This window comes from Pseudomonas sp. OV546 (assembly GCF_900116845.1).
GTDB classification, from domain to species: Bacteria; Pseudomonadota; Gammaproteobacteria; order Pseudomonadales; family Pseudomonadaceae; genus Aquipseudomonas; species Aquipseudomonas petroselini.
The window spans coordinates 282,755-305,377 of the sequence record NZ_FPCE01000008.1 but is presented as its reverse complement, the minus strand read 5'-3'; the positions used below and the strand labels follow the sequence as shown (position 1 = coordinate 305,377).

Annotated in this window: 21 protein-coding genes; 13 read left to right on the top strand and 8 right to left on the bottom strand. The window is 60.6% G+C overall.

The genetic code is table 11. The features are described 5' to 3' along the window. Window positions 1–322: 322 nt before the first annotated feature. The 3 genes from BM403_RS20090 to mrcB are packed head-to-tail and all read right to left on the bottom strand — an operon-like array spanning window position 323 to window position 3,727. Complete coding sequence (locus BM403_RS20090; protein WP_015885890.1) at window positions 323–652, bottom strand: YqcC family protein; 330 nt, start codon at window positions 650–652, stop codon at window positions 323–325. Continuing rightward, the gene (locus BM403_RS20085; protein WP_093544360.1) at window positions 652–1,386 is read right to left on the bottom strand and encodes a tetratricopeptide repeat protein; all 735 of its coding nucleotides are present in this window, start codon (window positions 1,384–1,386) and stop codon (window positions 652–654) included. The genes BM403_RS20090 and BM403_RS20085 overlap by 1 nt, the downstream gene beginning before the upstream one ends. Window positions 1,387–1,402: 16 nt before the next feature. Next, complete coding sequence (gene mrcB, locus BM403_RS20080; protein WP_015885892.1) at window positions 1,403–3,727, bottom strand: penicillin-binding protein 1B; 2,325 nt, start codon at window positions 3,725–3,727, stop codon at window positions 1,403–1,405. Between the two features lie 118 nt (window positions 3,728–3,845). Between mrcB and BM403_RS20075 the strand changes: the two genes are divergently transcribed. From BM403_RS20075 to BM403_RS20065, 3 genes are all read left to right on the top strand, one after another. Next, window positions 3,846–5,402, top strand: coding sequence for a bifunctional aminoglycoside phosphotransferase/ATP-binding protein (locus BM403_RS20075; RefSeq protein ID WP_015885893.1), 1,557 nt, complete (start codon window positions 3,846–3,848; stop codon window positions 5,400–5,402). A gap of 92 nt (window positions 5,403–5,494) precedes the next feature. Further along, a complete protein-coding gene (locus BM403_RS20070; protein ID WP_046034299.1) occupies window positions 5,495–5,839 on the top strand; it encodes a pentapeptide repeat-containing protein in 345 nt (114 codons plus the stop codon). A 189-nt stretch (window positions 5,840–6,028) separates the two neighbouring features. Further along, entirely contained in the window at window positions 6,029–6,301 is a 273-nt protein-coding gene (locus BM403_RS20065; RefSeq protein WP_010562703.1) for a TfoX/Sxy family protein, read from the top strand. A 267-nt stretch (window positions 6,302–6,568) separates the two neighbouring features. Here the strand turns inward: BM403_RS20065 and BM403_RS20060 are convergent, their stop codons facing one another. From BM403_RS20060 to BM403_RS20050, 3 genes are read right to left on the bottom strand one after another with little or no spacing between them, the layout of a single operon-like run. After that, window positions 6,569–7,336 carry a heme ABC transporter ATP-binding protein gene (locus BM403_RS20060; RefSeq protein ID WP_093544357.1) on the bottom strand — a complete coding sequence of 256 codons (768 nt, stop codon included), beginning with the start codon at window positions 7,334–7,336 and terminating at the stop codon, window positions 6,569–6,571. Further along, a complete protein-coding gene (locus BM403_RS20055; RefSeq protein WP_093544353.1) occupies window positions 7,336–8,373 on the bottom strand; it encodes a FecCD family ABC transporter permease in 1,038 nt (345 codons plus the stop codon). Before BM403_RS20055 ends, BM403_RS20060 begins: the two co-directional genes overlap by 1 nt. Beyond that, window positions 8,370–9,248 carry a heme/hemin ABC transporter substrate-binding protein gene (locus BM403_RS20050; RefSeq protein WP_093544350.1) on the bottom strand — a complete coding sequence of 293 codons (879 nt, stop codon included), beginning with the start codon at window positions 9,246–9,248 and terminating at the stop codon, window positions 8,370–8,372. Before BM403_RS20050 ends, BM403_RS20055 begins: the two co-directional genes overlap by 4 nt. A gap of 156 nt (window positions 9,249–9,404) precedes the next feature. On the opposite strand from BM403_RS20050, the gene BM403_RS20045 reads away from it, so the two are divergent. Next, on the top strand, window positions 9,405–9,722 hold the full coding sequence (locus BM403_RS20045; protein WP_046034296.1) for a Rieske (2Fe-2S) protein: 318 nt from the start codon (window positions 9,405–9,407) through the stop codon (window positions 9,720–9,722). Here BM403_RS20045 and sfsA read toward each other — a convergent pair. Both sfsA and BM403_RS20035 read right to left on the bottom strand, forming a co-directional pair. After that, window positions 9,719–10,429 carry a DNA/RNA nuclease SfsA gene (gene sfsA, locus BM403_RS20040; protein ID WP_015885899.1) on the bottom strand — a complete coding sequence of 237 codons (711 nt, stop codon included), beginning with the start codon at window positions 10,427–10,429 and terminating at the stop codon, window positions 9,719–9,721. The genes BM403_RS20045 and sfsA overlap by 4 nt on opposite strands. Beyond that, the gene (locus tag BM403_RS20035) at window positions 10,429–11,601 is read right to left on the bottom strand and encodes a pyridoxal phosphate-dependent aminotransferase (RefSeq protein WP_015885900.1); all 1,173 of its coding nucleotides are present in this window, start codon (window positions 11,599–11,601) and stop codon (window positions 10,429–10,431) included. The genes sfsA and BM403_RS20035 overlap by 1 nt, the downstream gene beginning before the upstream one ends. A gap of 320 nt (window positions 11,602–11,921) precedes the next feature. Here BM403_RS20035 and dksA point away from each other — a divergent pair, with 320 nt between their 5' ends. From dksA to panC, 9 genes are all read left to right on the top strand, one after another. Continuing rightward, window positions 11,922–12,362 carry an RNA polymerase-binding protein DksA gene (dksA, locus tag BM403_RS20030; protein ID WP_043205898.1) on the top strand — a complete coding sequence of 147 codons (441 nt, stop codon included), beginning with the start codon at window positions 11,922–11,924 and terminating at the stop codon, window positions 12,360–12,362. Between the two features lie 84 nt (window positions 12,363–12,446). Next, entirely contained in the window at window positions 12,447–13,334 is an 888-nt protein-coding gene (gluQRS, locus tag BM403_RS20025) for a tRNA glutamyl-Q(34) synthetase GluQRS (protein ID WP_015885902.1), read from the top strand. Window positions 13,335–13,396: 62 nt separating this feature from the next. Beyond that, window positions 13,397–13,573 (top strand): hypothetical protein, encoded by a 177-nt coding sequence (locus BM403_RS20020; RefSeq protein ID WP_003176118.1) that lies wholly within the window; start codon window positions 13,397–13,399, stop codon window positions 13,571–13,573. Further along, the gene (locus BM403_RS20015) at window positions 13,557–16,511 is read left to right on the top strand and encodes a sensor histidine kinase (RefSeq protein ID WP_015885903.1); all 2,955 of its coding nucleotides are present in this window, start codon (window positions 13,557–13,559) and stop codon (window positions 16,509–16,511) included. Before BM403_RS20020 ends, BM403_RS20015 begins: the two co-directional genes overlap by 17 nt. Window positions 16,512–16,533: 22 nt before the next feature. Next, window positions 16,534–17,964, top strand: coding sequence for a sigma-54-dependent transcriptional regulator (locus BM403_RS20010; protein ID WP_015885904.1), 1,431 nt, complete (start codon window positions 16,534–16,536; stop codon window positions 17,962–17,964). A gap of 709 nt (window positions 17,965–18,673) precedes the next feature. Next, window positions 18,674–20,077: a polynucleotide adenylyltransferase PcnB gene (locus BM403_RS20000; protein ID WP_015885905.1), complete on the top strand. Its 1,404-nt coding sequence runs from the start codon at window positions 18,674–18,676 to the stop codon at window positions 20,075–20,077. 2 nt (window positions 20,078–20,079) lie between these two features. Further along, on the top strand, window positions 20,080–20,565 hold the full coding sequence (folK, locus tag BM403_RS19995) for a 2-amino-4-hydroxy-6-hydroxymethyldihydropteridine diphosphokinase (RefSeq protein WP_093544347.1): 486 nt from the start codon (window positions 20,080–20,082) through the stop codon (window positions 20,563–20,565). 286 nt (window positions 20,566–20,851) lie between these two features. Next, complete coding sequence (panB, locus tag BM403_RS19990; RefSeq protein ID WP_046034293.1) at window positions 20,852–21,652, top strand: 3-methyl-2-oxobutanoate hydroxymethyltransferase; 801 nt, start codon at window positions 20,852–20,854, stop codon at window positions 21,650–21,652. Next, a complete protein-coding gene (panC, locus tag BM403_RS19985) occupies window positions 21,649–22,500 on the top strand; it encodes a pantoate--beta-alanine ligase (RefSeq protein ID WP_046034292.1) in 852 nt (283 codons plus the stop codon). The genes panB and panC overlap by 4 nt, the downstream gene beginning before the upstream one ends. Window positions 22,501–22,623 lie beyond the last annotated feature (123 nt).

The following is a 22,623-nucleotide window of genomic DNA, read 5'->3' as shown; positions in this document are numbered from 1 at the left end:
CTGACTGAGCAAGTATTGGGATCGTCCCAAGTGTTGCGGGCTTTTCCCACCCAGCGCGAGGTAACGCGTTGCGGGTGTAACAGGTCGGCGCGGATGTGCGCCTCATGATCTGCTGAGCGGGCCTGCTTCTGGCAGTCCCGATACAGCGGACTTTGGATTCTTCTGTTTCAGGACGTTCAAGTCAAGCAATAATTGCGCTTTTTTCCAACTAAGCGCATGAGAACGTAGAAGAAAGGGCTTTGAGGAGGGATAAAACTCGCCTGAATGTCGTCAAGCGGTAGAAATGTGCGCAAGACTGCCGGAAAAACCGGCAGTCAGGCAATTAACGAGCGTCGACGATCAGTTGGTCGAACTTTTTCAGCGCATTACGTAAGCCAAGGCTTTCCAGCGGGCGGTCGGCGTAGACCATCTCGGCCATTTCCAGGATGCCCGACGCATTGGGCAGCGGCAGGTCCTGTTCGAGGATCTGCTTCATGCGCACCAGGAATACCCACTGCAGCCACTGGTGAAAATCCAGCGTATCCACCGAAAAAGGTTCAACGCTGCTGAGCGCCTCGACGCTGGGGGACACCTCGTCCCACCAGCCCTGCACGCGCAACTCGCGCTCAATCAGCAATAACTGTTCGGCAATGGCGGGGAAGCGTGCATCCATCAGAGGCTGACCTTGGCTTTTTGCCGAGCCTGCGCGGCACCGGCGGCATCGCCTTGCGCGGCGCGCGCGTCACCAATCAAGGCCCACAGGCTGGCTTGCAAGTCGGGACGACCGTTGGCCAGACTCAGGCCACGACGGGCGAACTGCTCGGCCTGCGGAGCATCACCCTGGGCCATGCGAACCTGGGCCAGGCGATACAACACTTGCGGCTCACGCGGAGCCACGCGCTGGGCACGTTCGAGGCTCGACGACGCACCATTCAAATCACCACCCGCCTGCTGTTGCTGGGCCGTGGTCAGCAGCGCAAGCACCGGGCCATCCAGTTGCTCGTCAGCCGACAGGCCGCCACCGCTGGAAGACGATGGAATGCCACTTGGCGTCGACGGCATGGTGTAGGTGCCCTGATTGATCGGCGCAGTTTGAATCGGCGTGGAGTCGATCGGACCCGAGGTGCTTGGCCCTGGCGTCCACGGCTCGGCACTGATCGGCGCAGAGGTGGCAGCGCCAGCGCCTGGCACCATGACCACCACACCGGAATCCTGTGGCATCGCCTGGGTCGTAGCTTGCGCTGGACGATTGGTCACGGTCTGGCGGAAGCCGCCATTGGCCGAAATCCGGTCGTTATTGGAGACGGCAGTGCTCGAATCCACCACGGGAATGGAGCCGCGCTGCACGCTGGCGCAACCGTTGAGCAAAGCCAGAGCTGTAATAGCTGGAATCCACCACTTGTTCACTTGAAACCCTCTTTGCTTAATTCATCCAGCCCTTGACCCAATCCATCACCGACTCCGCATCAGCGGGGGCACTGCCACCGCATGCGGCGCCGGGAGGCGGTTCGCTGCCGCGAATATACGGCATCTGCACCGCGCCCGGACAGTTGGCATCTGAGCCCTGCCCCGTGTGCGGATCGATCCAAGCCTGCACGATGTTATCCGGCTGCGGCATGTTCAACGGCAGCGGATCAGCTTTGCGCATGAAACTGGTCCAGACCTGCAGCGCACCGGTGGCACCGGTAAACGGCGTCTTGCCGTTATCGTCGCGCCCCAGCCACACCACCGCCAGCACGTCCTGGCCGAAACCTGCGAACCAGCTGTCACGCGAATCGTTACTGGTACCGGTCTTGCCTGCCAATGTCAGGTTCGCCGGCAGCACGCTATAGACCGAACGCCCGGTACCTTCACGCATCACGCGCTGCATGGCGTTCTGGATCAGATAAATGGAGCCCGCATCAAACCGTTGCTGAATCTGGAACGGGTAGCGCTTGAGCGGCTCACCCTCGGCGGTCAGCACGCTGCGGATCCCGCGCATGGGGGTGTTGAAACCACCGTTGGCGAGGGTCTGGTACATCGTCGCGACTTCCATCGGGGTCATCGCGCCAGCGCCCAACAGGATCGACGGGAAGGCCGGGAACTCACGGGTGACACCCAGCCGCGCGATGGTCTTGAGGACATTCGGCACGCCGACCTCAAGGCCCAGCCGCGACGTGGAAATATTGTAGGAGTGCGCAATGCCCTGATACAGGAATATCGTACCGTGGGAACGACGGTCGAAGTTCTGGGGTGTCCACACTTGGCCATCGGCACCTTTGACCGACAGCGGGTCATCTGAGAGCCAACTGGTCAGGGTGTATTTGCTCGGTTTTTCCAACGCGGTCAGGTAAACCGCAGGCTTGACCAGGGAACCGATTGGCCGCACCGCATCCAGCGCGCGGTTGAACCCGGCAAAGCTGGCCTGACGGCTGCCGATCATGGCTTGCACTTCACCCGTTTCCGGATTGGTCACAACCATGGCCGCTTCGACTTCATCGGAACCTTTACGGCCTGTCAGACGCTTGAACGTGTCATTGACGGACGCTTCGGCCTTCATCTGCAGGATCGGGTCGAAACTGGTGAAGATTCGCAGGCCTTCTTCGGTCAAGTCTTCGTCGCGGTAGTCTTCACGCAGTTGGCGCTTGACCAGATCGATAAAGCCCGGGAAGGAGCTGTCCGCCAGCTTGCCGCGGGTAGTGACACCCAACGGCATTTTCTTCGCGGCAGCGACCTGTTCAGCCGTGGCAACACCTTGTTGCTCAAGTACATCAAGCACGAGGTTGCGTCGCTCCAGCGCACGCTCAGGATTGCGGCGCGGGTTGTAGTAGGAAGGCCCCTTGACCATGCCCACCAGCAACGCCACCTGGTGCAGCTTCAGTTCGGACAGCGGCTGGCCAAAGAAGAACTGGCTGGCCAGGCCGAAACCATGCACGGCGCGCTGGCCATCCTGGCCGACGAATACCTCGTTGAGGTACGCCTCAAGGATTTCCTGCTTGCTGTAGTGCAGCTCCAGCAGCATCGCCATCATGGCTTCAGTGAGCTTACGGGTGAGGCTACGCTCGTTGGTCAGGTAGAAGTTCTTGACCAATTGTTGCGTCAGCGTACTGCCGCCCTGAGTCATCTTGCCGCCGGAGGTGTTCACCCAGACCGCGCGGGCGATCGACTTCGGCGAAACGCCCCAGTGGTGGTAGAAATCGCGGTCTTCAACAGCAACCAGGGTTTCCAACAGGTACGGCGGCACCTGGTCAAGCTTGATCAGGATGCGATCTTCAAGGTTTTTAGGGTAAATGCCGCCGATCATCAGCGGTTCGAGGCGAACCACCGGCAGCTTCGAGCCATTGAGGGACGACAACTCAGCGACGTAATCGCCGGAAAAGCGCACGCGCACAGGCTGGGCTTTTTCCAGGCCTTCATAGAACTGGAAACCGCGGGTATTCAAGTCGACGGTGTTACCACTGACAGCCGCCGCGCCCGGCCCGTTGCTCACGGGTTCGCGGCGATAGCCCAAGGCGTCGAGTTCGGTCAGGAAGTCATCCTTGCTTAGCTTCTGGCCGGTAAACAACTCCAGCGGGCGTGCATACACCTTGGCGGGAATGGTCCAACGCTTGCCGGAGAACTTCTCCTGGACCACAGCGTCGAGGTACACCGCAAAGCCGGCGAGCACTACGAGGCCCACGAGGCCGAGCTTGAGCGCCCAGCCCAGCCAAGGGCGCAGGCCGCGGGAAGGAGGTTTTTTACGGGAACGGGGAGATCGGGTTCGAGTCATGGCGGCGGATTATACGCACTTTATTGATGATCAACATGAGCCGGACAGCGGTTTGCACGACCGGCCGCAGCAGCCATAATGCCCGCCATGTTTTCCGCCAGACTCTGAAGGATCGCCCGTGAGCCAGACCCTGATCGCCGCCCTGCAAAACCCGGCCTTATACGCCCACCCGGTTGATGCGTTCCAAGTCATCGAGACCCATATTTCCTGGGTCGTGCTGACCGGGCCCTATGCCTATAAATTGAAGAAACCGATGAACTTCGGCTTCCTGGACTTCACGGATCTGGAAAAGCGCGGCCACTTCTGCAATGAAGAGCTGCGCCTCAACCAGCGTTTGACCGAAGACTTGTATCTTGAAGTGTTGCCGATCACCGGCACGGCCGAGGCCCCTCAGTTGGGTGGCGATGGCCCAGTCATCGAATATGCGCTGAAAATGCGTCAGTTCCCGCAGAGCCAACTGCTCAGCACCTTGCAAGCCAACGGCGAATTGACCAGCGCGCACATCGATGAGATGGCCAAGCAAATCGCGCACTTCCACCTCACCGCACCGAAAGTACCGCAGGAACACCCGGCCGGCACCCCGGACGAGGTGATGGCACCGGTTCGCCAGAACTTCGACCAGATTCGCCCGTTCCTCAGTGACAAGGCCGACCTGGCGCAACTGGACGCTTTGCAAGCTTGGGCCGAAAGCAGCTTCGAGCGCCTCAAGCCGCTGTTCTCCCAGCGCAAACAGGAAGGTTTCACCCGCGAATGCCACGGCGATATTCACCTGGGTAACGCGACGTTGATCGATGGCCACGTAGTGATCTTCGACTGCATCGAATTCAACGAGCCTTTCCGCTTCACCGATGTGTACGCCGATACCGGCTTCCTGGCCATGGACCTTGAAGACCGCGGCCTCAAATCCCTGGCGCGCCGCTTTATCAGCCAGTACCTGGAGTTGACCGGCGACTATCAAGGCCTGGAGGTGCTGAACTTCTATAAAGCCTATCGCGCCTTGGTACGCGCCAAGATCGCGCTGTTCAGCATGCCGAGCGAGGCCAGCCCGGTGCAACGCGCCACGACCCTGCGTCAATACCGCAACTACGCGAATCTGGCGGAAAGCTACAGCACCATTCCGTCGCGCTTCCTGGCAATTACCCACGGTGTTTCGGCCGTGGGCAAAAGCCACGTGGCCATGCGCCTGGTGGAAGCGCTGGGTGCTGTGCGCCTGCGCTCGGACGTGGAACGCAAGCGTCTGTTCGGTGAGCAACACGTCGAAAACACGCCGCAGGCCGGTATCTATGCGGCCGACGCCAGCGTGGCGACCTACACCCGGTTGAATGAAATCGCCGACACCGTACTGCGTGCCGGTTACCCAGTGGTGTTGGATGCCACCTTCCTGAAACGCGAACAACGCGATGCAGCGGCCAAAGTCGCCGAAGCCACCGGTGCGCCGTTCCTGATCCTGGATTGCAACGCGCCGCAAGCCGTAATCGCCAGCTGGTTGGCACAACGTCAGGCAGACAACAATGATCCTTCCGACGCGACACTGGCCGTTATCGAAGAACAGCAAGCCAATCGCGACTCGCTGACCGCCGAGGAGCTGCTCCTCAGCAAACGCGTCGAGACCAATGAAAGCGGTACGCTCGATGCGTTGGTGGCGCATATTCGCCAGCGCCTGCCAGGCCTGTAAGAAAAAATTCTTGGTCGTGTCGTCTACTTGGGCGCACGACCCCGCAATAGTGGCACTATAATGGCGCCATAAATCCAACAGGAGTTGCCGTCATGAGTCAGCCCAAGCTTCTTGATACTCCGCTTTACTCGCTCCTGCATAAAGATGATATCCGGGGCTTCAACCAGGAACGTCCAAAAGACGGCGTCATCGACATGCGCGGCGGGGACTTTCGCGGCCTGGACTTGCGTGAGTTGAACGCCACCGGCGTGGACTTTACCGATGCCTACTTCCGCTCTGCGGATTTGCGCGGCCTCGACCTGCGCGGTTGCTCGCTGGAAGGCGCCAGCCTGGCCCACGCGCAGATATCCGGGACCTATTTCCCTGCGGAGCTGACCGCCGATGAAATCCTCATGTCAGTCAACTTTGGCACCCGCCTGCGTTACCGTACCCGCTAATACTCGCTGCTTCAGCCCGGTATCGCACAGGCGTGCCGGGCTTCCCGCCTGCCGGATCACATCACTCCTCTCGGTCTTTAGGCCGTTTCCGACTAAAGAACTACGCTTTTCCTACTGAGCGCTACACTCCTTTCAGGCTTGCCTGGTCACGATACCCACCGAACCATTCGGCCGTCGCAAGGAGGCTTGATGAACGATGAGCTGCAACACCTGAAAAACCTTGGCAAGACGTCAGCACAGTGGCTGCATGCGGTGGGCATCCACAGTGCGTCCGACTTGCGTCGCCTGGGTGCGGTCGATGCCTACCGGGCCGTACGGACGCGCGGGTTTCGCGCATCGAAAGTGCTGCTGTATGCAATCGAAGGGGCCTTGATGGATGTGCATTGGAATGACATTCCTGCCGAGCGCAAAGAAGCGTTGAACCGGCAATTGGACGCTATTTCGGCCCGCCAAAAAAATTAGATCGACTGGCAAAGCCAACATTTACAGGCATTCCGAACGGACGTTTGAGAAAATCTGAAGAGCCATTGAAAACAAATGTTGACTCTCAAATGAGAATCGTTATGATTATCACAGCTGATCGCGAGATCAGCCGATAACTGAAAGACCATTGGTTCGGACTCTCAGATTATCTCCTCATCAGGCTAATCACGGTTATTTGACCCGGCTCTTGCCGGGTCTTTTTTTGCCCGTAAAACGCTATCGGTACAAAGCCGCCCACACTGCAGTTCAGCGGGCAATGATCAACGGATGCCCACGCTCCGGATGAGGCTGCACAAGCACATCCAAACCAAACACAGCTTTCAACGGCGCCGGCTGCATCACCTGCGCCGGCGCACCCAAGACATGCGGGCGCCCTGCCTCCAGCAGCAGGATCCGATCACAATAACGCGCCGCCAGGTTCAAGTCGTGAAGGATCACCAACACCGCCGCCCCTCGATCGGCAAAAGTGCGAATGGCCTGCAAGGTTGTGTGCTGGTGCAAGGGGTCCAGCATTGACGTCGGCTCATCCAGCAGCAACGTCTGCCCAGCCTCGCCCGGCCATAACTGCGCCAGCACCCGCGCCAGATGCACCCGTTGACGCTCTCCGCCGGACAGCGCCAGGTAGCTGCGACCGCTCAGGTGGCCGACATCTGCCGCCTGTAGGGCTGCCTCGATAATCGCGTCATCACGCACGCGCCCGGTCTGGTGTGGCAAGCGCCCCATGCCGACAACCTCTTCAACACGGAAAGCGAAGTCCAGCGTCGAACTTTGCGGCAATACCGCCAGGCGTTGCGCCCGTTGCGCGCCACTCCACTCGCTCAACGGGCGTTGGTCCAACCACACGTTGCCGTGGTCAGGAGGCAACTCGCCGCACAATCCGCCGAGCAACGTACTCTTGCCCGCACCATTGGGGCCCAGGACCCCGAGCACCTCGCCCGGCAACAGATCGAGGGTGACGCCTGCCAATACGGTTGTGCGACCGCGACGGATCTGCAGGTCTTCCACACGCAACATCAGGCACGCCCCCGCAACAACAGATAAAGAAAAAATGGCGCGCCGATAAATGCGGTCACAATACCGATCGGCAATTCAGCCGGTGCCAAGGCCAAGCGCGCGACCAGATCGGCAAACAACAGCAGGCTCGCCCCCGCCAGGACCGAAGCCGGTAGCAGCACACGATGATCCGGCCCCGCCAGCAAACGCACCAGATGTGGCACCACCAGCCCCACAAAACCAATCATGCCCGCAGCGGCCACGGCGGCTCCCACGCCTAACGCCGTGCAGAAGACCAACTCGCGCTTAAGCCTTTCTACATCGATACCTAAGTGATTGGCCTCTGATTCACCGAGTAGCAGCGCGTTCAGCGCTTTGGCTCGACGCGGCAACCACAGCGCGACACCCGCGCTTACCAGCAACAGGGGCCATAACCGCGAATAGCTGGCGCCGTTGAGGCTGCCCAGGTTCCAGAACGTCAGGGTGCGCAAGGTGGCGTCGTCGGCCAGGTAGGTAAACAGTCCTACCGCCGAGCTGGCGAGGGCTGTAAGGGCGATGCCGGCCAGCAACATGGTCGCGATATGGGTCTGGCCGTTGCGCCGCCCTAGTCGATAGACCAGTGCAGTGACACCCAAGCCGCCAAGGAATGCGCATAGCGACAACAGATAGGGCCCGAATGCATCCGGCAAACCGCCGAAAAACGAACCCCCTACAATCGCCACCGCCGCCCCCAGCGCGGCACCGCTGGAAACCCCGACCAACCCCGGATCAGCCAAGGGGTTGCGAAACAGCCCCTGCATTGCCACGCCCGACAAGGCCAACACGCCGCCGACCGCCAACCCCAGCAGCGTGCGCGGCAAACGGATCTGCCCCAGGATCAGCTCAGCCTGCTCCAGCCCTTGGGCCTCGATCGGCACGCCCATCCACCGCAACGCAGCCCTGAGCGTATCCAGCAAGGGCAGGCTGACTGGCCCCAGCGCCAGCGAGAGCCAAATAGCGAATACACACAGCAGCGCCAACCCTACAAACAGCGTCTTCGGTTTAACCGGAGTGGTCATAGGGCTGGCTTGGCCAGGGACGGATAAAACCCGGCGGACAGGTCCGCGAGGCTTTGTGGCAGGCGCGGCCCAAGCCCACCGACCAGCAAGGTGGGATCGACCTCAAACACTCGCCCGCTTTTGGCCGCTGGCGTGGAAGCCAGGATCGGGTTCTCCTTGAACAGTGCGGCACGCGCCGCCTCACCGGTCAGGGCACGATCAGCAAACACCAGCACATCCGGGCTCAACCCTGCCAACGACTCCACCGAAAACGGCTTGTAGCCAGTATGGGTCGCCAGGTTGCGCCCGCCAGCCTGCTGCAACATCCAGTCAGCCGCCGTGTCTTTGCCCGCGATCAGCGGCTTGCCGCCTGCATGACCGAGCAACAGCAACACGCCTGGCGCCTTTTGGGTCGATTGGGCCTTGCTTACCCAGCGCTTTTGCTGATCCAACGCCTGCTCATATCCGGTAAACAATTCGTTGGCTTTGGCCTCATTGCCCAGCAACGTGCCCAAGTGCTGAAGGTTACCTTTCAGCGTGGGCAGGTCCGGCTGCGCCGAGAACATTTCCACCTGCACACCCGCGTTGCGAATCTGCGCCAGCACGGGCGGCGGCCCCATTTCTTCAGTACCGACCAGCACCTGCGGGCGCAAACTCAGAATGCCTTCCGCCGACAACTGCCGCTGATAGCCAATGCTCGGCAACGCCTTGAGAGACTCCGGATGCTGACTGGTGGTATCCACACCCACCAATTTCGACTCACCGCCCAGGGCCGTCACCCATTCCGACAGCGCCCCGCCGGCACTCACCCAGCGTTGTGGCAGTTCGGAGGCTTGAGCCCCGTGGTTGACCAGCAATCCGACAACAAGCGCAATAGCGCTGGTACTCAGGCGCATAACAGGGTTTCCTTGCAAAGGCGGGGCCGCTCAAGCACTCATCGATGAGGCAGATAACGCCCGCCTGGCATCGCATTGAGCGCCCGCTCAGCTAACGGGCGAAGCCGGCATTTGATAATTGTTTGCATTTGAACGTCAAGGCACTTAAGGATTGAAATGAAGTTTCTCTGCCCCTCCGAAACCCTCGCGCCTAACTGCAGCCTCGGTTTTGATATCGACGGCTGCAAGGTGTTGGCGGTGCGTCGGGACGGTGTAGCCTACTTCTACATCAACCGTTGCCCCCATCGCGGCATTTCGCTGGAATGGCAACCCGACCAGTTTCTCGACGCCAGCGCCAGTTTGATCCAGTGCGCCACCCACGGCGCCCTGTTCCTGATCGAGAGCGGCGAGTGCATCGCCGGCCCTTGCGCCGGGCAAAGCCTTACCGCCCTGCCCGGCCGCGAAGATGACCAGGGCCTGTGGGTGGCGCTCTAGTCGAGCAGCACGTCCAGCCGCCGATCCACACAGATTTCTTCGGAAGTCACCCGCACGCCATACGCCAGCACTTCCACCCCCGCCGACTTGGCTTCACGCAGGGCGGCGGCGTAGGCCGCGTCGATTTCCACCGCCGGGCGCACGGCATCAATGCCCGAGAGATTGACGCAGTACAACTGCACTGCACGCACACCCTGCCGCGCCAGATGGGCCAGCTCGCGCAAATGCTTGGCGCCGCGCTGGGTCACCGCATCAGGGAACGCGGCAACCGCAGAGCCATCAAAGCCCAAGGTCACACTTTTGACTTCGACGTAGGCCGCGCCATCGGGATAGTCCAGACGAAAATCGATGCGGCTTTTCTCCTGGCCGTAAGGCACCTCGCGCTTCAACGCAGTAAAGCCGTTGAGTTCGGTGATGACCCCCGCCAGCAACGCCTCCTCGACCAACTGATTGGCACGCGCGGTGTTCACGCAGGCCAGACGCCCCTGGGGCGTCTCGGCGATTTCCCAGGTACCAGGCAACTTGCGCTTGGGGTCATTGGAGCGACTGAACCAGACCTGCCCACCTTCCACCATGCAATTGAGCATCGAGCCGGTGTTGGGGCAGTGAATGGTGAGCAACTCGCCGGTAACGGTTTCGATATCGGTGAGAAAACGCTTGTAGCGACGAATCAGCCGCGCTTCTTCGAGGGGAGGATTAAAGCGCATCAGCCTTGCCAGCTCCGCAAGCCACGGGCGATTCGCTCCACCGCCTCCTGCAGGCGATCGAGGTTTTGCGTGTAGGCAAAGCGCACATGATGACCGGCTTTAAAGCGGCCAAAATCCAGGCCAGGGGTAAAGGCCACATGCTCGGTTTCGAGGAAGTGACGACAGAATGCGAAGGCATCACCGCCGAACGCGCTGATATCGGCATACAAATAGAACGCCCCTTCCGGCTCGACGGCGATGCCAAACCCCAACTCGCGCAAGGCAGGCAGCAGGAAGTCACGACGACGGCCGAATTCAGCGCGGCGCTCTTCAAGAATGCTCAGGGTTTGCGGGGTGAAACACGCTAGCGCCGCGTGCTGGGCCATGCTTGGCGCACTGATGTAAAGGTTTTGCGCCAGTTTCTCCAACTCCCCCACTGCGGCCGGGGGCGCCACCAGCCACCCCAGGCGCCAGCCGGTCATGCCGAAATACTTGGAAAAACTATTCAGGACAAATGCTTCGTCGTCGACTTCCAGCACGCTGGCCGCGTCCGTGCCGTAGGTGAGGCCATGGTAAATTTCGTCCACCACCAAGTGGCCGTTGCGCGCCTTGATGGCGGCGGAAAGCCCGGCCAATTCGTCACGCGTAAGGATCGTCCCGGTCGGGTTGGCCGGGGACGCCACGAGCGCGCCGACACTGTCTTGATTCCAGTGCTTGGCCACTAGGTCGGCGGTCAACTGGTAGCGCACTTCGGGGCCGACCGGCACCAGTTGGGCCGCGCCCTCCACCAACCGCAGGAAGTGACGATTGCACGGGTAACCGGGGTCTGCGAGCAGCCAATGCTTGCCCGGATCCACCAACAGGCTGCTGGCCAGCAGCAAAGCGCCGGAACCGCCGGGGGTGATCAGGATACGCTCGGGGTCGACGTTCAGCCCGTAGCGCTGCTGATAGAAACCGCTGATGGCCTCGCGCAACTCCGGCAGACCACGGGCCGCGGTGTAGCGGGTCTTGCCGTTGGCCAATGCTGCCTGGCCGGCCTGGATGATGGGCTCGGCAGTGGTGAAATCCGGCTCACCGATTTCCAGGTGGATCACGTCATGGCCGGCGGCTTGCAGCTCATTGGCCCGCGCCAGCAATGCCATGACATGAAAAGGTTCGATGGCGCGACTGCGCGCACTGTAGGGCTGAGCCATTAGCCTTCCTTAACGGTAGGGACAAAATCTGGATTCTACCGAACCCTCGCGGGAAAACATGTTCTATTGCCTGCCCGGAGGCATGTGCCGGCCGAGCAAGCGCCTGCAAAACGACTAAAATCAACATTCGAGGCAATGCATACCCAGCAATGGCGGGCTGTCGCAGTTTTGCAAGCGATTTGCCATGGGCCTCGACAACCGGGAGTGGCGCACCCCGAATCTATCTGGTAAGTTCGCCCGCTTGCAGCCGCAGGGCCGGCAGGTGTCGGTGACGTTGCAATCCTGCGCAATGGATTAGAAGAGTGAGAGGCGGTCTATTCATGTCCACCCAAGCAAAGCAACAGCAGCAGAGCCTCAGTGGCTTCACACCTTACGTCGAAGCGAAGGGTGAGGAGTACATGGGCAAGCCCATGCGCCAGCACTTCACCAATATCCTGAAAAAGTGGAAGCAGGACTTGATGCAAGAGGTCGACCGCACCGTTGACCACATGAAGGACGAAGCCGCCAACTTCCCGGACCCGGCCGACCGTGCCAGCCAGGAAGAAGAGTTCGCCCTTGAACTGCGCGCCCGTGATCGCGAACGCAAGCTGATCAAGAAGATCGACAAGACGCTGCAACTGATCGAAGACGAAGAATACGGCTGGTGCGAATCCTGCGGCGTCGAGATTGGTATTCGTCGCCTGGAAGCCCGCCCAACCGCGGACCTGTGCGTAGACTGCAAGACCTTGGCTGAAATCAAGGAAAAACAGGTCGGCAAGTAATCCCTGCCGAACTGAACGAATGGGGCGTGCAAACGCCCCATTTTTGTTTCTGGCGTTTACCGAATTTCCAGTAGTATCCGGCCCATGACAGCCTCTACCTATATCGGGCGTTTCGCCCCCACGCCCAGCGGCCATTTGCATTTTGGCTCCCTGGTCGCCGCCCTCGCCTCCTACCTCGACGCCCGCGCAAACCAAGGCCGCTGGCTGATGCGCATGGAGGACCTTGACCCACCGCGTGAAGAGCCGGGCGCCCAGGCAGCGATCCTCCACGCCTTGGAAGGCTACGGTTTCGAATGGGACGGTGAACTCGTCCGACAAAGCGAGCGGCATGATGCCTACGCCAAAGTGCTGAACGATATGTTCAACCATGGCCTGGCCTACGCGTGCACCTGTTCACGTAAACAGCTGGAACCCTACAACGGTATCTACCCTGGGCTGTGCCGCAATGCAGGACACGATCAGCAGGATGCCGCCATACGGTTACGCGTTCCGGAGCTGGAATACCACTTTACCGACCGCGTCCAGGGCGAATTCCGACAGCACCTGGGCCGCGATGTAGGCGATTTTGTCATCCGTCGCCGCGACGGCCTGTATGCCTATCAACTGGCCGTGGTCCTCGACGATGCCTGGCAAGGCGTCACCGATATCGTGCGCGGCGCCGACCTGCTCGACTCCACGCCACGCCAGCTCTACCTGCAGGAACTGCTCGGCCTGCGCCAACCGCGCTACCTGCATGTGCCGCTGATCATCCAGCCGGACGGCAACAAGTTGGGCAAATCCTACCGTTCCCCGCCGTTGACACCCGACCAGGCCACGCCTTTGCTATTGAGAGCCCTGCGTGCCCTCGGCCAGCAACCCGGCGACGAGTTGCTGCACGCCAGCCCACGGGAACTGCTGGACTGGGGCATCCAGCACTGGGATGCCGGACGGATACCTCGCACACTCACGCTGGCCGAAGCGCAATTGAGCTGAAGGCGCTTGCAGCTTGCCAGGCATCCGTTACCATCGCCGCAGTTTTTCAATCAGAGGCCAACATGTACATCTATCGATTGGTCCTGCTGCTGGTCGTCGGGATCTACCTGTTTTCTCCCGCCATCATGGATTGGTGGATCGACGCCACGGGCGCCTGGTATCGCCCCTATCTGCTGTGGCTGATCCTGATCGTCGTGACTTTCATCCTGCAGAGCCAAAAAGATGCCGATGAGCTTTAGCCTCACCCAGATGCTGCTGATCAGTGCCGCCTACCTGGCCGCGCTGTTCGGGGTGGCCTGGATCAGTGAGCGCGGAATGATTCCGCGGGCGATCATTCGCCATCCGTTGACCTACACCTTGTCCCTGGGCGTGTACGCCAGTGCCTGGGCGTTCTATGGCACGGTGGGCCTGGCCTATCAATACGGCTATGGCTTTCTTTCCAGTTACCTCGGGGTGTCCGGCGCGTTCCTGCTGGCACCGGTGTTGCTGTACCCGATCCTGAAAATCACCCGTACCTATCAGCTGTCATCCCTGGCCGACCTGTTTGCCTTCCGCTTTCGCAGCACCTGGGCCGGCGCGCTGACCACCATTTTCATGCTGATCGGCGTGTTGCCGTTGCTGGCCCTGCAAATCCAGGCAGTGGCTGACTCCATCAGCATCCTGACCCGTGAGCCGGTGCAGCACCGCGTTGCCCTGGCCTTCTGCGCGTTGATTACGCTGTTCACGATTTTCTTCGGTTCACGCCATATCGCCACTCGCGAGAAACACGAAGGCCTAGTGTTTGCAATTGCCTTCGAGTCCGTGATCAAGCTGATCGCCATCGGCGGTGTCGGCCTTTATGCACTTTACGGCGTGTTCGACGGCCCGCAGCAGCTTGAGCTTTGGTTGCTGCAAAACCAGACCGCCCTCGCCGCCCTGCACACGCCGCTGCAAGAGGGCCCATGGCGCACGCTGCTGCTGGTGTTCTTCGCCTCGGCGATCGTGATGCCACACATGTATCACATGACCTTTACCGAGAACCTCAACCCGCGCTCGCTGGTCAGCGCCAGCTGGGGTTTGCCGCTGTTCCTGCTGTTGATGAGCCTGGCGGTGCCACTGATCCTGTGGGCAGGCCTGAAACTGGGCGCCACCACTAACCCGGAATACTTCACCCTCGGCATCGGCATTGCCGCCAACAGCCCGGCGTTGGCTTTGCTGGCGTACGTCGGTGGTTTGTCAGCCGCCAGCGGGCTGATCATCGTCACGACCCTTGCGCTCTCGGGCATGGCGCTCAACCATCTGGTGCTACCGCTGTACCAGCCGCCGGCCGAGGGCAACATCTACCGCTGGCTGAAATGGACGCGGCGCGCGCTGATCGTCGCGATCATCATGGCCGGCTACGGGTTCTACCTGTTGCTGGGCGCCGGGCAAGACCTGGCCAACCTGGGTATCGTCGCGTTTGTCGCCACCTTGCAGTTCCTGCCGGGCGTGCTGTCGGTGCTGTACTGGCCGACCGCCAATCGCCGTGGCTTTATCGCCGGCTTGCTGGCGGGGATCCTGGTGTGGATCGTGACCATGCTGCTGCCGCTGGTCGGTAATCTGCAGGGCTTCTACATCCCATTGCTGAACATGATCTACGTGCTGGATGACACCAGCTGGCACATGGCGGCGATTGCGTCCCTGGCCGCCAACGTCTTGATGTTCACGCTGATCTCGCTGTTCACCAATGCCAGCCCCGAAGAAACCAGCGCCGCCGAAGCCTGCGCGGTGGACAACGTGCGCCGCCCGCAACGCCGTGAATTGCATGCCGCCTCACCCCAGGAGTTCGCCACGCAACTGGCAAAGCCTTTGGGTGCCAAAGCCGCACAAAAGGAGGTCGAACAAGCGCTGCGCGATCTCTACTTGCCGTTCGACGAGCGGCGCCCTTACGCGCTGCGGCGTCTGCGCGACCGTATCGAAGCCAACCTGTCCGGTTTGATGGGACCCAGTGTGTCCCAGGACATGGTGGAAACTTTCCTGCCCTACAAGGCCGGCGGCGAAAACTACGTGACCGAAGACATCCATTTCATCGAGAGCCGGCTCGAGGATTACCACTCACGCCTCACGGGCCTCGCCGCCGAACTCGATGCCCTGCGCCGCTACCACCGCCAAACCCTGCAAGAATTGCCGATGGGCGTGTGCTCGCTGGCCAAGGATCAAGAGATCCTGATGTGGAACAAGGCCATGGAAGAACTCACCGGTATCGCAGCGCAGCGCGTGGTCGGTTCACGCCTCAATACCTTGGGCGATCCGTGGAAAGAATTGCTGCAAGGGTTCATCAATCTGCCCGACGAGCACTTGCACAAGCAGCATCTGGCCCTCGACGGCCAAACCCGTTGGCTCAACCTGCACAAAGCCGCTATCGACGAGCCCCTGGCGCCCGGTAACAGCGGCCTGGTGTTACTGGTGGAAGACCTGACCGAAACCCAGATGCTCGAAGACAAGCTGGTGCATTCCGAGCGTCTGGCCAGCATTGGCCGACTGGCGGCGGGCGTGGCCCATGAAATCGGCAACCCGATCACCGGTATCGCGTGTCTGGCGCAGAACCTGCGCGAAGAACGCGAGGAAGATGGCGAGATCATCGAGATCAGCGGGCAAATCCTCGAACAGACCAAGCGCGTGTCACGCATCGTGCAGTCGCTGATGAGCTTTGCCCACGCGGGCGGGCATCAGAACCAAGATGAAGCGGTGTGCCTGGCCGAAGTGGCGCAGGATGCCATTGGGCTGCTGGCCTTGAACCGGCGCAATTTCGAAGTACAGTTCTTCAACTTGTGCGACCCCGACCACTGGGTGGACGGCGACTCACAACGCCTGGCCCAAGTGCTGATCAACCTGCTCTCCAACGCCCGCGATGCAACGCCTGCCGGTGGCGCGGTACGCGTCAAGACCGAGGTTTTCGAACATACGGTCGATCTGATCGTCGAAGATGAAGGTAGCGGTATTCCACAGAACATCATGGACCGATTGTTCGAACCCTTCTTCACCACCAAGGACCCAGGTGAAGGTACCGGTCTGGGCCTTGCACTGGTCTATTCCATCGTTGAAGAGCATTATGGACAAATCACCATCGACAGCCCGGCTGACACCGAAAGCCAACGCGGCACCCGTATTCGGGTGACCTTGCCGCGTCATGTCGAAGCGACGTCCGCTGTGAACTGAGACCGTCGAGAGAATTGAATCAATGCCGCACATTTTGATCGTCGAAGACGAAACCATTATCCGCTCTGCCTTGCGTCGCCTGCTTGAACGAAATCAGTACCAGGTCAGCGAAGCCGGCTCGGTGCAGGAAGCCCAGGAGCGTTTCAGCATTCCCACGTTCGACCTGATTGTCAGTGACCTGCGCCTTCCCGGCGCGCCTGGCACCGAGTTGATCAAGCTTGGCCAGGGCACCCCGGTGCTGATCATGACCAGCTACGCCAGCCTGCGCTCGGCGGTGGACTCCATGAAGATGGGCGCGGTGGACTACATCGCCAAGCCTTTCGACCATGACGAGATGCTTCAGGCCGTGGCCCGTATCCTGCGTGACCGCCAGTCGGCCAGCAGTGCGCCCGTTGAGCAACGCCCGGCAGGCAAAGCGGCCGATAAACCAGGCGTCGACAACAGCAACGGCGAGATCGGCATCATCGGCTCCTGCCCACCGATGCAGGACCTCTACAGCAAGATCCGCAAAGTAGCGCCGACCGACTCCAATGTATTGATCCAGGGCGAGTCCGGCACCGGTAAAGAACTGGTGGCCCGCGCCCTGCACAACCTGTCCAAGCGTGCGAAGGCACCGATGATCTCGGTGAACTGCGCGGCGATCCCTGAATCCCTGATCGAGTCCGAACTGTTTGGTCACGAGAAAGGCGCATTCACCGGCGCCAGCGCCGGGCGTGCGGGCCTGGTAGAGGCCGCGGACGGCGGCACGCTGTTCCTCGACGAGATCGGTGAGCTGCCTCTGGAAGCCCAGGCGCGCTTGCTGCGTGTGCTACAGGAAGGTGAGATTCGCCGCGTAGGCTCGGTGCAGTCGCAAAAGGTCGATGTGCGCCTGATCGCGGCCACTCACCGTGACCTGAAGAGCCTGGCCAAAATCGGCCAGTTCCGTGAAGACTTGTACTACCGCCTGCACGTGATCGCGCTCAAGCTGCCAGCCCTGCGTGAACGTGGTGCCGACGTCAACGAGATCGCCAGCGCGTTCCTGCTGCGCCAAAGCGCGCGCATCAACCGCACCGACCTGAAGTTCGCCCCCGACGCCGAGCAGGCCATTCGGCATTACTCGTGGCCGGGTAACGTGCGGGAACTGGAAAATGCGGTCGAACGGGCGGTGATCCTGTCGGAGAGCCCGGAAATTTCCGCCGAGCTGCTGGGTATCGATATCGAGCTCAGTGATCTGGAGGAGGACGATTTCATCGGCCTGGCCCCACAGCACGGCGGCGGCAGCAATACCAGCCATGAGCCAACGGAAGATCTGTCACTGGAAGATTACTTCCAGCATTTTGTCCTGGAACATCAGGACCATATGACCGAGACCGAACTGGCGCGCAAATTGGGCGTGAGCCGCAAATGCTTATGGGAACGCCGCCAGCGCCTGGGTATTCCACGGCGCAAGACCGGTGTGGCCAGCGAGAGTTGAGGGTGCGCCCCCACAGGTAACACCCACAGATGTGAAAAAACTGTTACCGCGGATATTTCGCGTAACAAAAGCCGGGGCTTACGGTAACGAAGCCCCGGCTTTTTTTGGTCCGTCAAAAACCCGAAACCCCCTCAACCCCCCGGTTTTGCTGGGCGACGCAAAAGTTGGCACGCACCCTGCTATATGCTTAGTACAAAAACAATAACAAGCTTTGTACAAGACAATAAAAATAAGACGAATCGACTCACGCATAACAAAAACAACACGGCGGAGGCGCAGCTAACTGATTCTTTTGGAGAGGCGTTGCATTTGGGGCTTGCCCCGCAACCAGGCCGAGAACAACAAAAACTGCCCTAAGGCAGAGCCTGAACTGGTTGGATCGTAGATCAGCAACACAGCGACCAAAGCAATCCGTTTGCTCTTGGCTCCCGATTGGGAGTGCCATGAAGGTGAAGCTTCATGGCGAGGGCGATCAACAAAAACAAGAAGCCCGCAACCCATAATAAAAATAGAGCACGCAACTACTTCTGGGGGAGCTTCGGCTCCCCTTGTAGTTTCCGGGATTTGTCTGGCATGAATCACCGTAAAGGCTTATGGCGCAATGCCCTTAGCTTGTTCCTACACCATCCCCTGACTAAATGCTAGAATCCCGGCCCATCATGCGGTCATTCTTCGTTATGGCCGAACATTCCTTCAAACAGTGCATCCCATGCTGAAGAAGTTGTTCCAGTCATTCCGTTCTCCCTTGCGTCGTACGCAACACAAACGCAGCACGCCTGAAGTGCTCAACAGCAGCCAGCATTCGCTGCAACGTGCTCAATTCAGCCGTTATGCAGTGAACATCGTCGAGCGTTTGCAGAACGCCGGTTACCAGGCCTATCTGGTGGGCGGGTGCGTGCGTGACATGCTGCTCAATATCACGCCCAAGGACTTCGACGTTGCCACCAGCGCTACGCCTGAGCAGGTACGCGCCGAATTCCGCAATGCGCGCATCATCGGTCGGCGCTTCAAGTTGGTGCATATCCACTTCGGACGCGAAATCATCGAAGTCGCGACGTTCCGCGCAGGCCACCCGCAAAACGATGAAGAGGAAGACACCAACCAGTCCTCCCGCAACGAAAGCGGGCGCATCTTGCGCGACAACGTCTACGGCACCTTGGAAGAAGACGCGCAGCGCCGCGACTTCACCATTAACGCCCTGTATTACGATCCGGTCAGCGAACGCATTCTCGATTACGCCAATGGCGTACACGACATTCGCAATAACCTGATCCGCCTGATCGGCGACCCGGTCCAGCGCTACCAGGAAGACCCGGTGCGCATGCTGCGGGCCGTGCGGTTTGCCGCCAAGCTGAACTTCGGCATCGAGAAACACACGGCTGCGCCGATTCGCGAACTGGCACCGATGCTGCGGGAGATCCCTTCAGCGCGCCTGTTCGAAGAAGTGCTCAAGCTGTTCCTCTCGGGGTACGCCGCCGACACCTTTGAAATGCTGGTGGACCTGCAGCTGTTCGATCCCCTGTTCCCGGCCAGCGCCGAGGCGTTGGAATACAACCCCACGTACACCCACACCCTGATCAGCGAAGCACTGATCAACACTGACCTGCGCATCAAGCAGAACAAACCGGTGACCCCGGCGTTCCTGTTTGCCGCCCTGCTGTGGCCAGCCCTGCCAAAACGCGTACTGCGCCTGCAAGACCGTGGCATGCCACCGATTCCGGCCATGCAGGAAGCCGCGCATGAGCTGATCGCCGAGCAGTGCCAACGCATCGCAATCCCGAAACGCTTCACCATGCCGATCCGCGAGATCTGGGACATGCAGGAACGCCTGCCGCGCCGTAGCGGCAAACGTGCTGACCTGCTCCTGGACAACCCCCGCTTCCGCGCAGGCTATGACTTCCTGCTGCTGCGCGAAAGCGCTGGCGAGCAAACCGACGGCCTGGGCGAATGGTGGACCGACTACCAGGATGCCAATGACAGCGAGCGCCGCGACATGATCCGTGACCTCGGCAGCAAAGGCGACGGCGAAGGCGCTGGGCCGAAGAAGCGTCGCCGCAGTGGTACCAAGCGCAAGCGCAGTGCCGCTGATGCCTCGGGCGCTGCAGGCGAATAAACGTGGAACGCATCTACATCGGCATGGGCAGCAACCTGGCTGCCCCGGATCAGCAATTGCGCAGTGCTATTGAAGCGCTGGCGCAATTGCCAGGCACCACCGTCGCCGGTGTCTCCGCCTTTTATCAAAGTGACTCTCTGCTCCCGGGCCAGCCGCGCTATACCAATGCGGTGACCGCCCTGGACAGCAGCCTCGCGCCCCTTGAGTTACTGGATGCGCTGCAAGCCATCGAAAACGACCAGGGCCGCGAACGCCTGGAGCGCTGGGGACCGCGCACGCTCGACCTGGATATCCTGCTGTTTGGCGATCACCTGATCGACGAGCCACGCCTCAAGGTGCCCCATTACCAGATGCACCTGCGTGCGTTTGTACTGTACCCGCTGGCGGAACTGGCGCCCGCCACCCTGTCATTGCCTGACGGCCAAACCCTGCGCGACTTGCTGGCCGCTTGCCCGTTTATCGGCCTGGAACGCCTTCCTCAGGACTGACTCAGCCAGCGCCCACATGTTGATCTCCTGTGACGTGAAAACGGGGCTCAAGTTGCTGAATCGCGTCAGTAACAGCGGTAACACCGCCATCGTAACAATGCGGTAACACATCCAATTGACTTCCCGTGTCCTCCTCACGACTATAGGCGTCCCGCTGCCGCCAACCCGGCGCTAAAGGGCGCAATCCAGGCCTTATAAGCACTGCTCTCAAGACAGTGCGCCTGTATAAACGAAGACTCACGCGCGTTACTCGCTGTTTCCAAGCGCCTGAACGAGGACCCTTTTCATGCCAGACATTACCCTGACCACCTTGCAGAGCCTCAAGCTCAAAGGTGAAAAAATCACCATGCTGACCTGCTATGACGCCACCTTCGCCCACGCCAGCTGCCAGGCCGGGGTTGAAGTGCTGCTGGTGGGCGACTCCCTGGGCATGGTTCTTCAAGGGAATGACAGCACCCTGCCCGTCACCACCGATGAACTTGCGTACCACACCGCCAGCGTCAAGCGTGGCAACGATGGCGCCTTCATCATCGCCGACCTGCCGTTCATGGGTTACGCGACGCTTGAACAGACCTTCCAGAATGCCGGCAAGCTGATGCAAGCCGGTGCGCACATGATCAAAGTCGAAGGTGCGGTGTGGCTTGCCGAGTCGATCCGCCTGCTGGCTGAGCGCGGCGTGCCGGTGTGCGCGCACATGGGCCTGACACCACAGTCGGTGAACCTCCTCGGCGGCTACAAGGTACAGGGCCGTAATGAGGCCCAGGCGCGCCAGATGCGCGCCGATGCCATCGCCTTGGAACAAGCCGGCGCGGCAATGATCCTGCTCGAATGCGTGCCAAGCGAACTGGCGGCAGAAATCACCCAGGCCGTGAAAGTGCCGGTGATCGGTATTGGCGCGGGTTCCGCCACCGATGGCCAGGTACTGGTGTTGCACGACATGCTCGGCCTGTCGATCACCGGTCGCGTGCCGAAGTTCGTGAAAAACTTCATGACCGGCCAAGCCAGCATCCACGACGCATTGAGCGCCTACGTCGCTGAAGTCAAAGGCGTGACCTTCCCTGGCGCCGAACACGGATTCTCTGCATGAACACCGTAAAAACCGTACGTGAACTGCGCGCAGCCGTAACGCACGCCCGCAGCGCCGGCAAGCGCATTGGCTTTGTGCCCACCATGGGCAACCTGCACAGCGGCCATGCCACCCTGGTGACCAAGGCCGCCCAACAGGCCGACTTCGTGGTGGCGAGCATCTTCGTCAACCCGCTGCAGTTTGGCGCCGGCGAAGACTTGGACAAGTACCCACGCACCCTCGCCGCCGACCAGGAAAAGCTGCTGCAAGCCGGCTGCAACCTGCTGTTCGCGCCCACCGTCGAGGAAATGTACCCCGGCGGCATGACCGGCCAGACCCGCGTGAGCGTGCCGCAACTGTCTGAAGGCCTGTGCGGCGCCAGCCGTCCAGGGCACTTCGAAGGCGTGGCGACGGTGGTCAGCAAGCTGTTCAACATGGTCCAGCCGGACATGGCCGTGTTTGGCCAGAAGGATTACCAGCAACTGGCGGTGATCCGCGCCATGGTCCACGACCTGAACATGCCCATCCAGATCATCGGCGAACCCACCGTGCGCGCCGACGACGGTCTCGCACTGTCGTCGCGCAATGGCTACCTCACCGATGAGCAGCGGGCCATTGCCCCGGTGCTGTACCGCAGCCTCAGCCAGATTGGCGCAGCGATCAAAGCCGGTGATCACGACTTCGCCAAGCTGCGTGCCGAACAGGTCCAGCAGATCGAAGCTGCCGGGTTGCGCCTGGACTACCTTGAAGTACGCCAGGGCGTGCATTTGCGCCCCGCTACGCCCGAGGACCGCGATATCGTAATCCTGGTAGCCGCTTATCTGGGGGCCACCCGCCTCATCGACAACCTGCACCTGACCCTCGACTGACCCCTCCTTGCTGCGGAAATAAAAAGTGCCGGTATAAAAAAGTACCGGCCTGAACGCAGACAAAGCCAAGACATATCGACACGCTAGGTTTAATGTAATCGCCCTGCGCTATGGTTAGCGCTG

Coding starts and splice junctions, on each gene's coding strand:
- BM403_RS20090 (WP_015885890.1), bottom strand. CDS start 652: ATGGATGCACGCTTCCCCGCCATTGCCGAACAGTTATTGCTGATTGAG.
- mrcB (WP_015885892.1), bottom strand. CDS start 3,727: ATGACTCGAACCCGATCTCCCCGTTCCCGTAAAAAACCTCCTTCCCGC.
- BM403_RS20070 (WP_046034299.1), top strand. CDS start 5,495: ATGAGTCAGCCCAAGCTTCTTGATACTCCGCTTTACTCGCTCCTGCAT.
- BM403_RS20065 (WP_010562703.1), top strand. CDS start 6,029: ATGAACGATGAGCTGCAACACCTGAAAAACCTTGGCAAGACGTCAGCA.
- BM403_RS20060 (WP_093544357.1), bottom strand. CDS start 7,336: ATGTTGCGTGTGGAAGACCTGCAGATCCGTCGCGGTCGCACAACCGTA.
- BM403_RS20055 (WP_093544353.1), bottom strand. CDS start 8,373: ATGACCACTCCGGTTAAACCGAAGACGCTGTTTGTAGGGTTGGCGCTG.
- BM403_RS20050 (WP_093544350.1), bottom strand. CDS start 9,248: ATGCGCCTGAGTACCAGCGCTATTGCGCTTGTTGTCGGATTGCTGGTC.
- BM403_RS20045 (WP_046034296.1), top strand. CDS start 9,405: ATGAAGTTTCTCTGCCCCTCCGAAACCCTCGCGCCTAACTGCAGCCTC.
- sfsA (WP_015885899.1), bottom strand. CDS start 10,429: ATGCGCTTTAATCCTCCCCTCGAAGAAGCGCGGCTGATTCGTCGCTAC.
- BM403_RS20035 (WP_015885900.1), bottom strand. CDS start 11,601: ATGGCTCAGCCCTACAGTGCGCGCAGTCGCGCCATCGAACCTTTTCAT.
- dksA (WP_043205898.1), top strand. CDS start 11,922: ATGTCCACCCAAGCAAAGCAACAGCAGCAGAGCCTCAGTGGCTTCACA.
- gluQRS (WP_015885902.1), top strand. CDS start 12,447: ATGACAGCCTCTACCTATATCGGGCGTTTCGCCCCCACGCCCAGCGGC.
- BM403_RS20020 (WP_003176118.1), top strand. CDS start 13,397: ATGTACATCTATCGATTGGTCCTGCTGCTGGTCGTCGGGATCTACCTG.
- BM403_RS20015 (WP_015885903.1), top strand. CDS start 13,557: ATGCCGATGAGCTTTAGCCTCACCCAGATGCTGCTGATCAGTGCCGCC.
- BM403_RS20010 (WP_015885904.1), top strand. CDS start 16,534: ATGCCGCACATTTTGATCGTCGAAGACGAAACCATTATCCGCTCTGCC.
- BM403_RS20000 (WP_015885905.1), top strand. CDS start 18,674: ATGCTGAAGAAGTTGTTCCAGTCATTCCGTTCTCCCTTGCGTCGTACG.
- panB (WP_046034293.1), top strand. CDS start 20,852: ATGCCAGACATTACCCTGACCACCTTGCAGAGCCTCAAGCTCAAAGGT.
- panC (WP_046034292.1), top strand. CDS start 21,649: ATGAACACCGTAAAAACCGTACGTGAACTGCGCGCAGCCGTAACGCAC.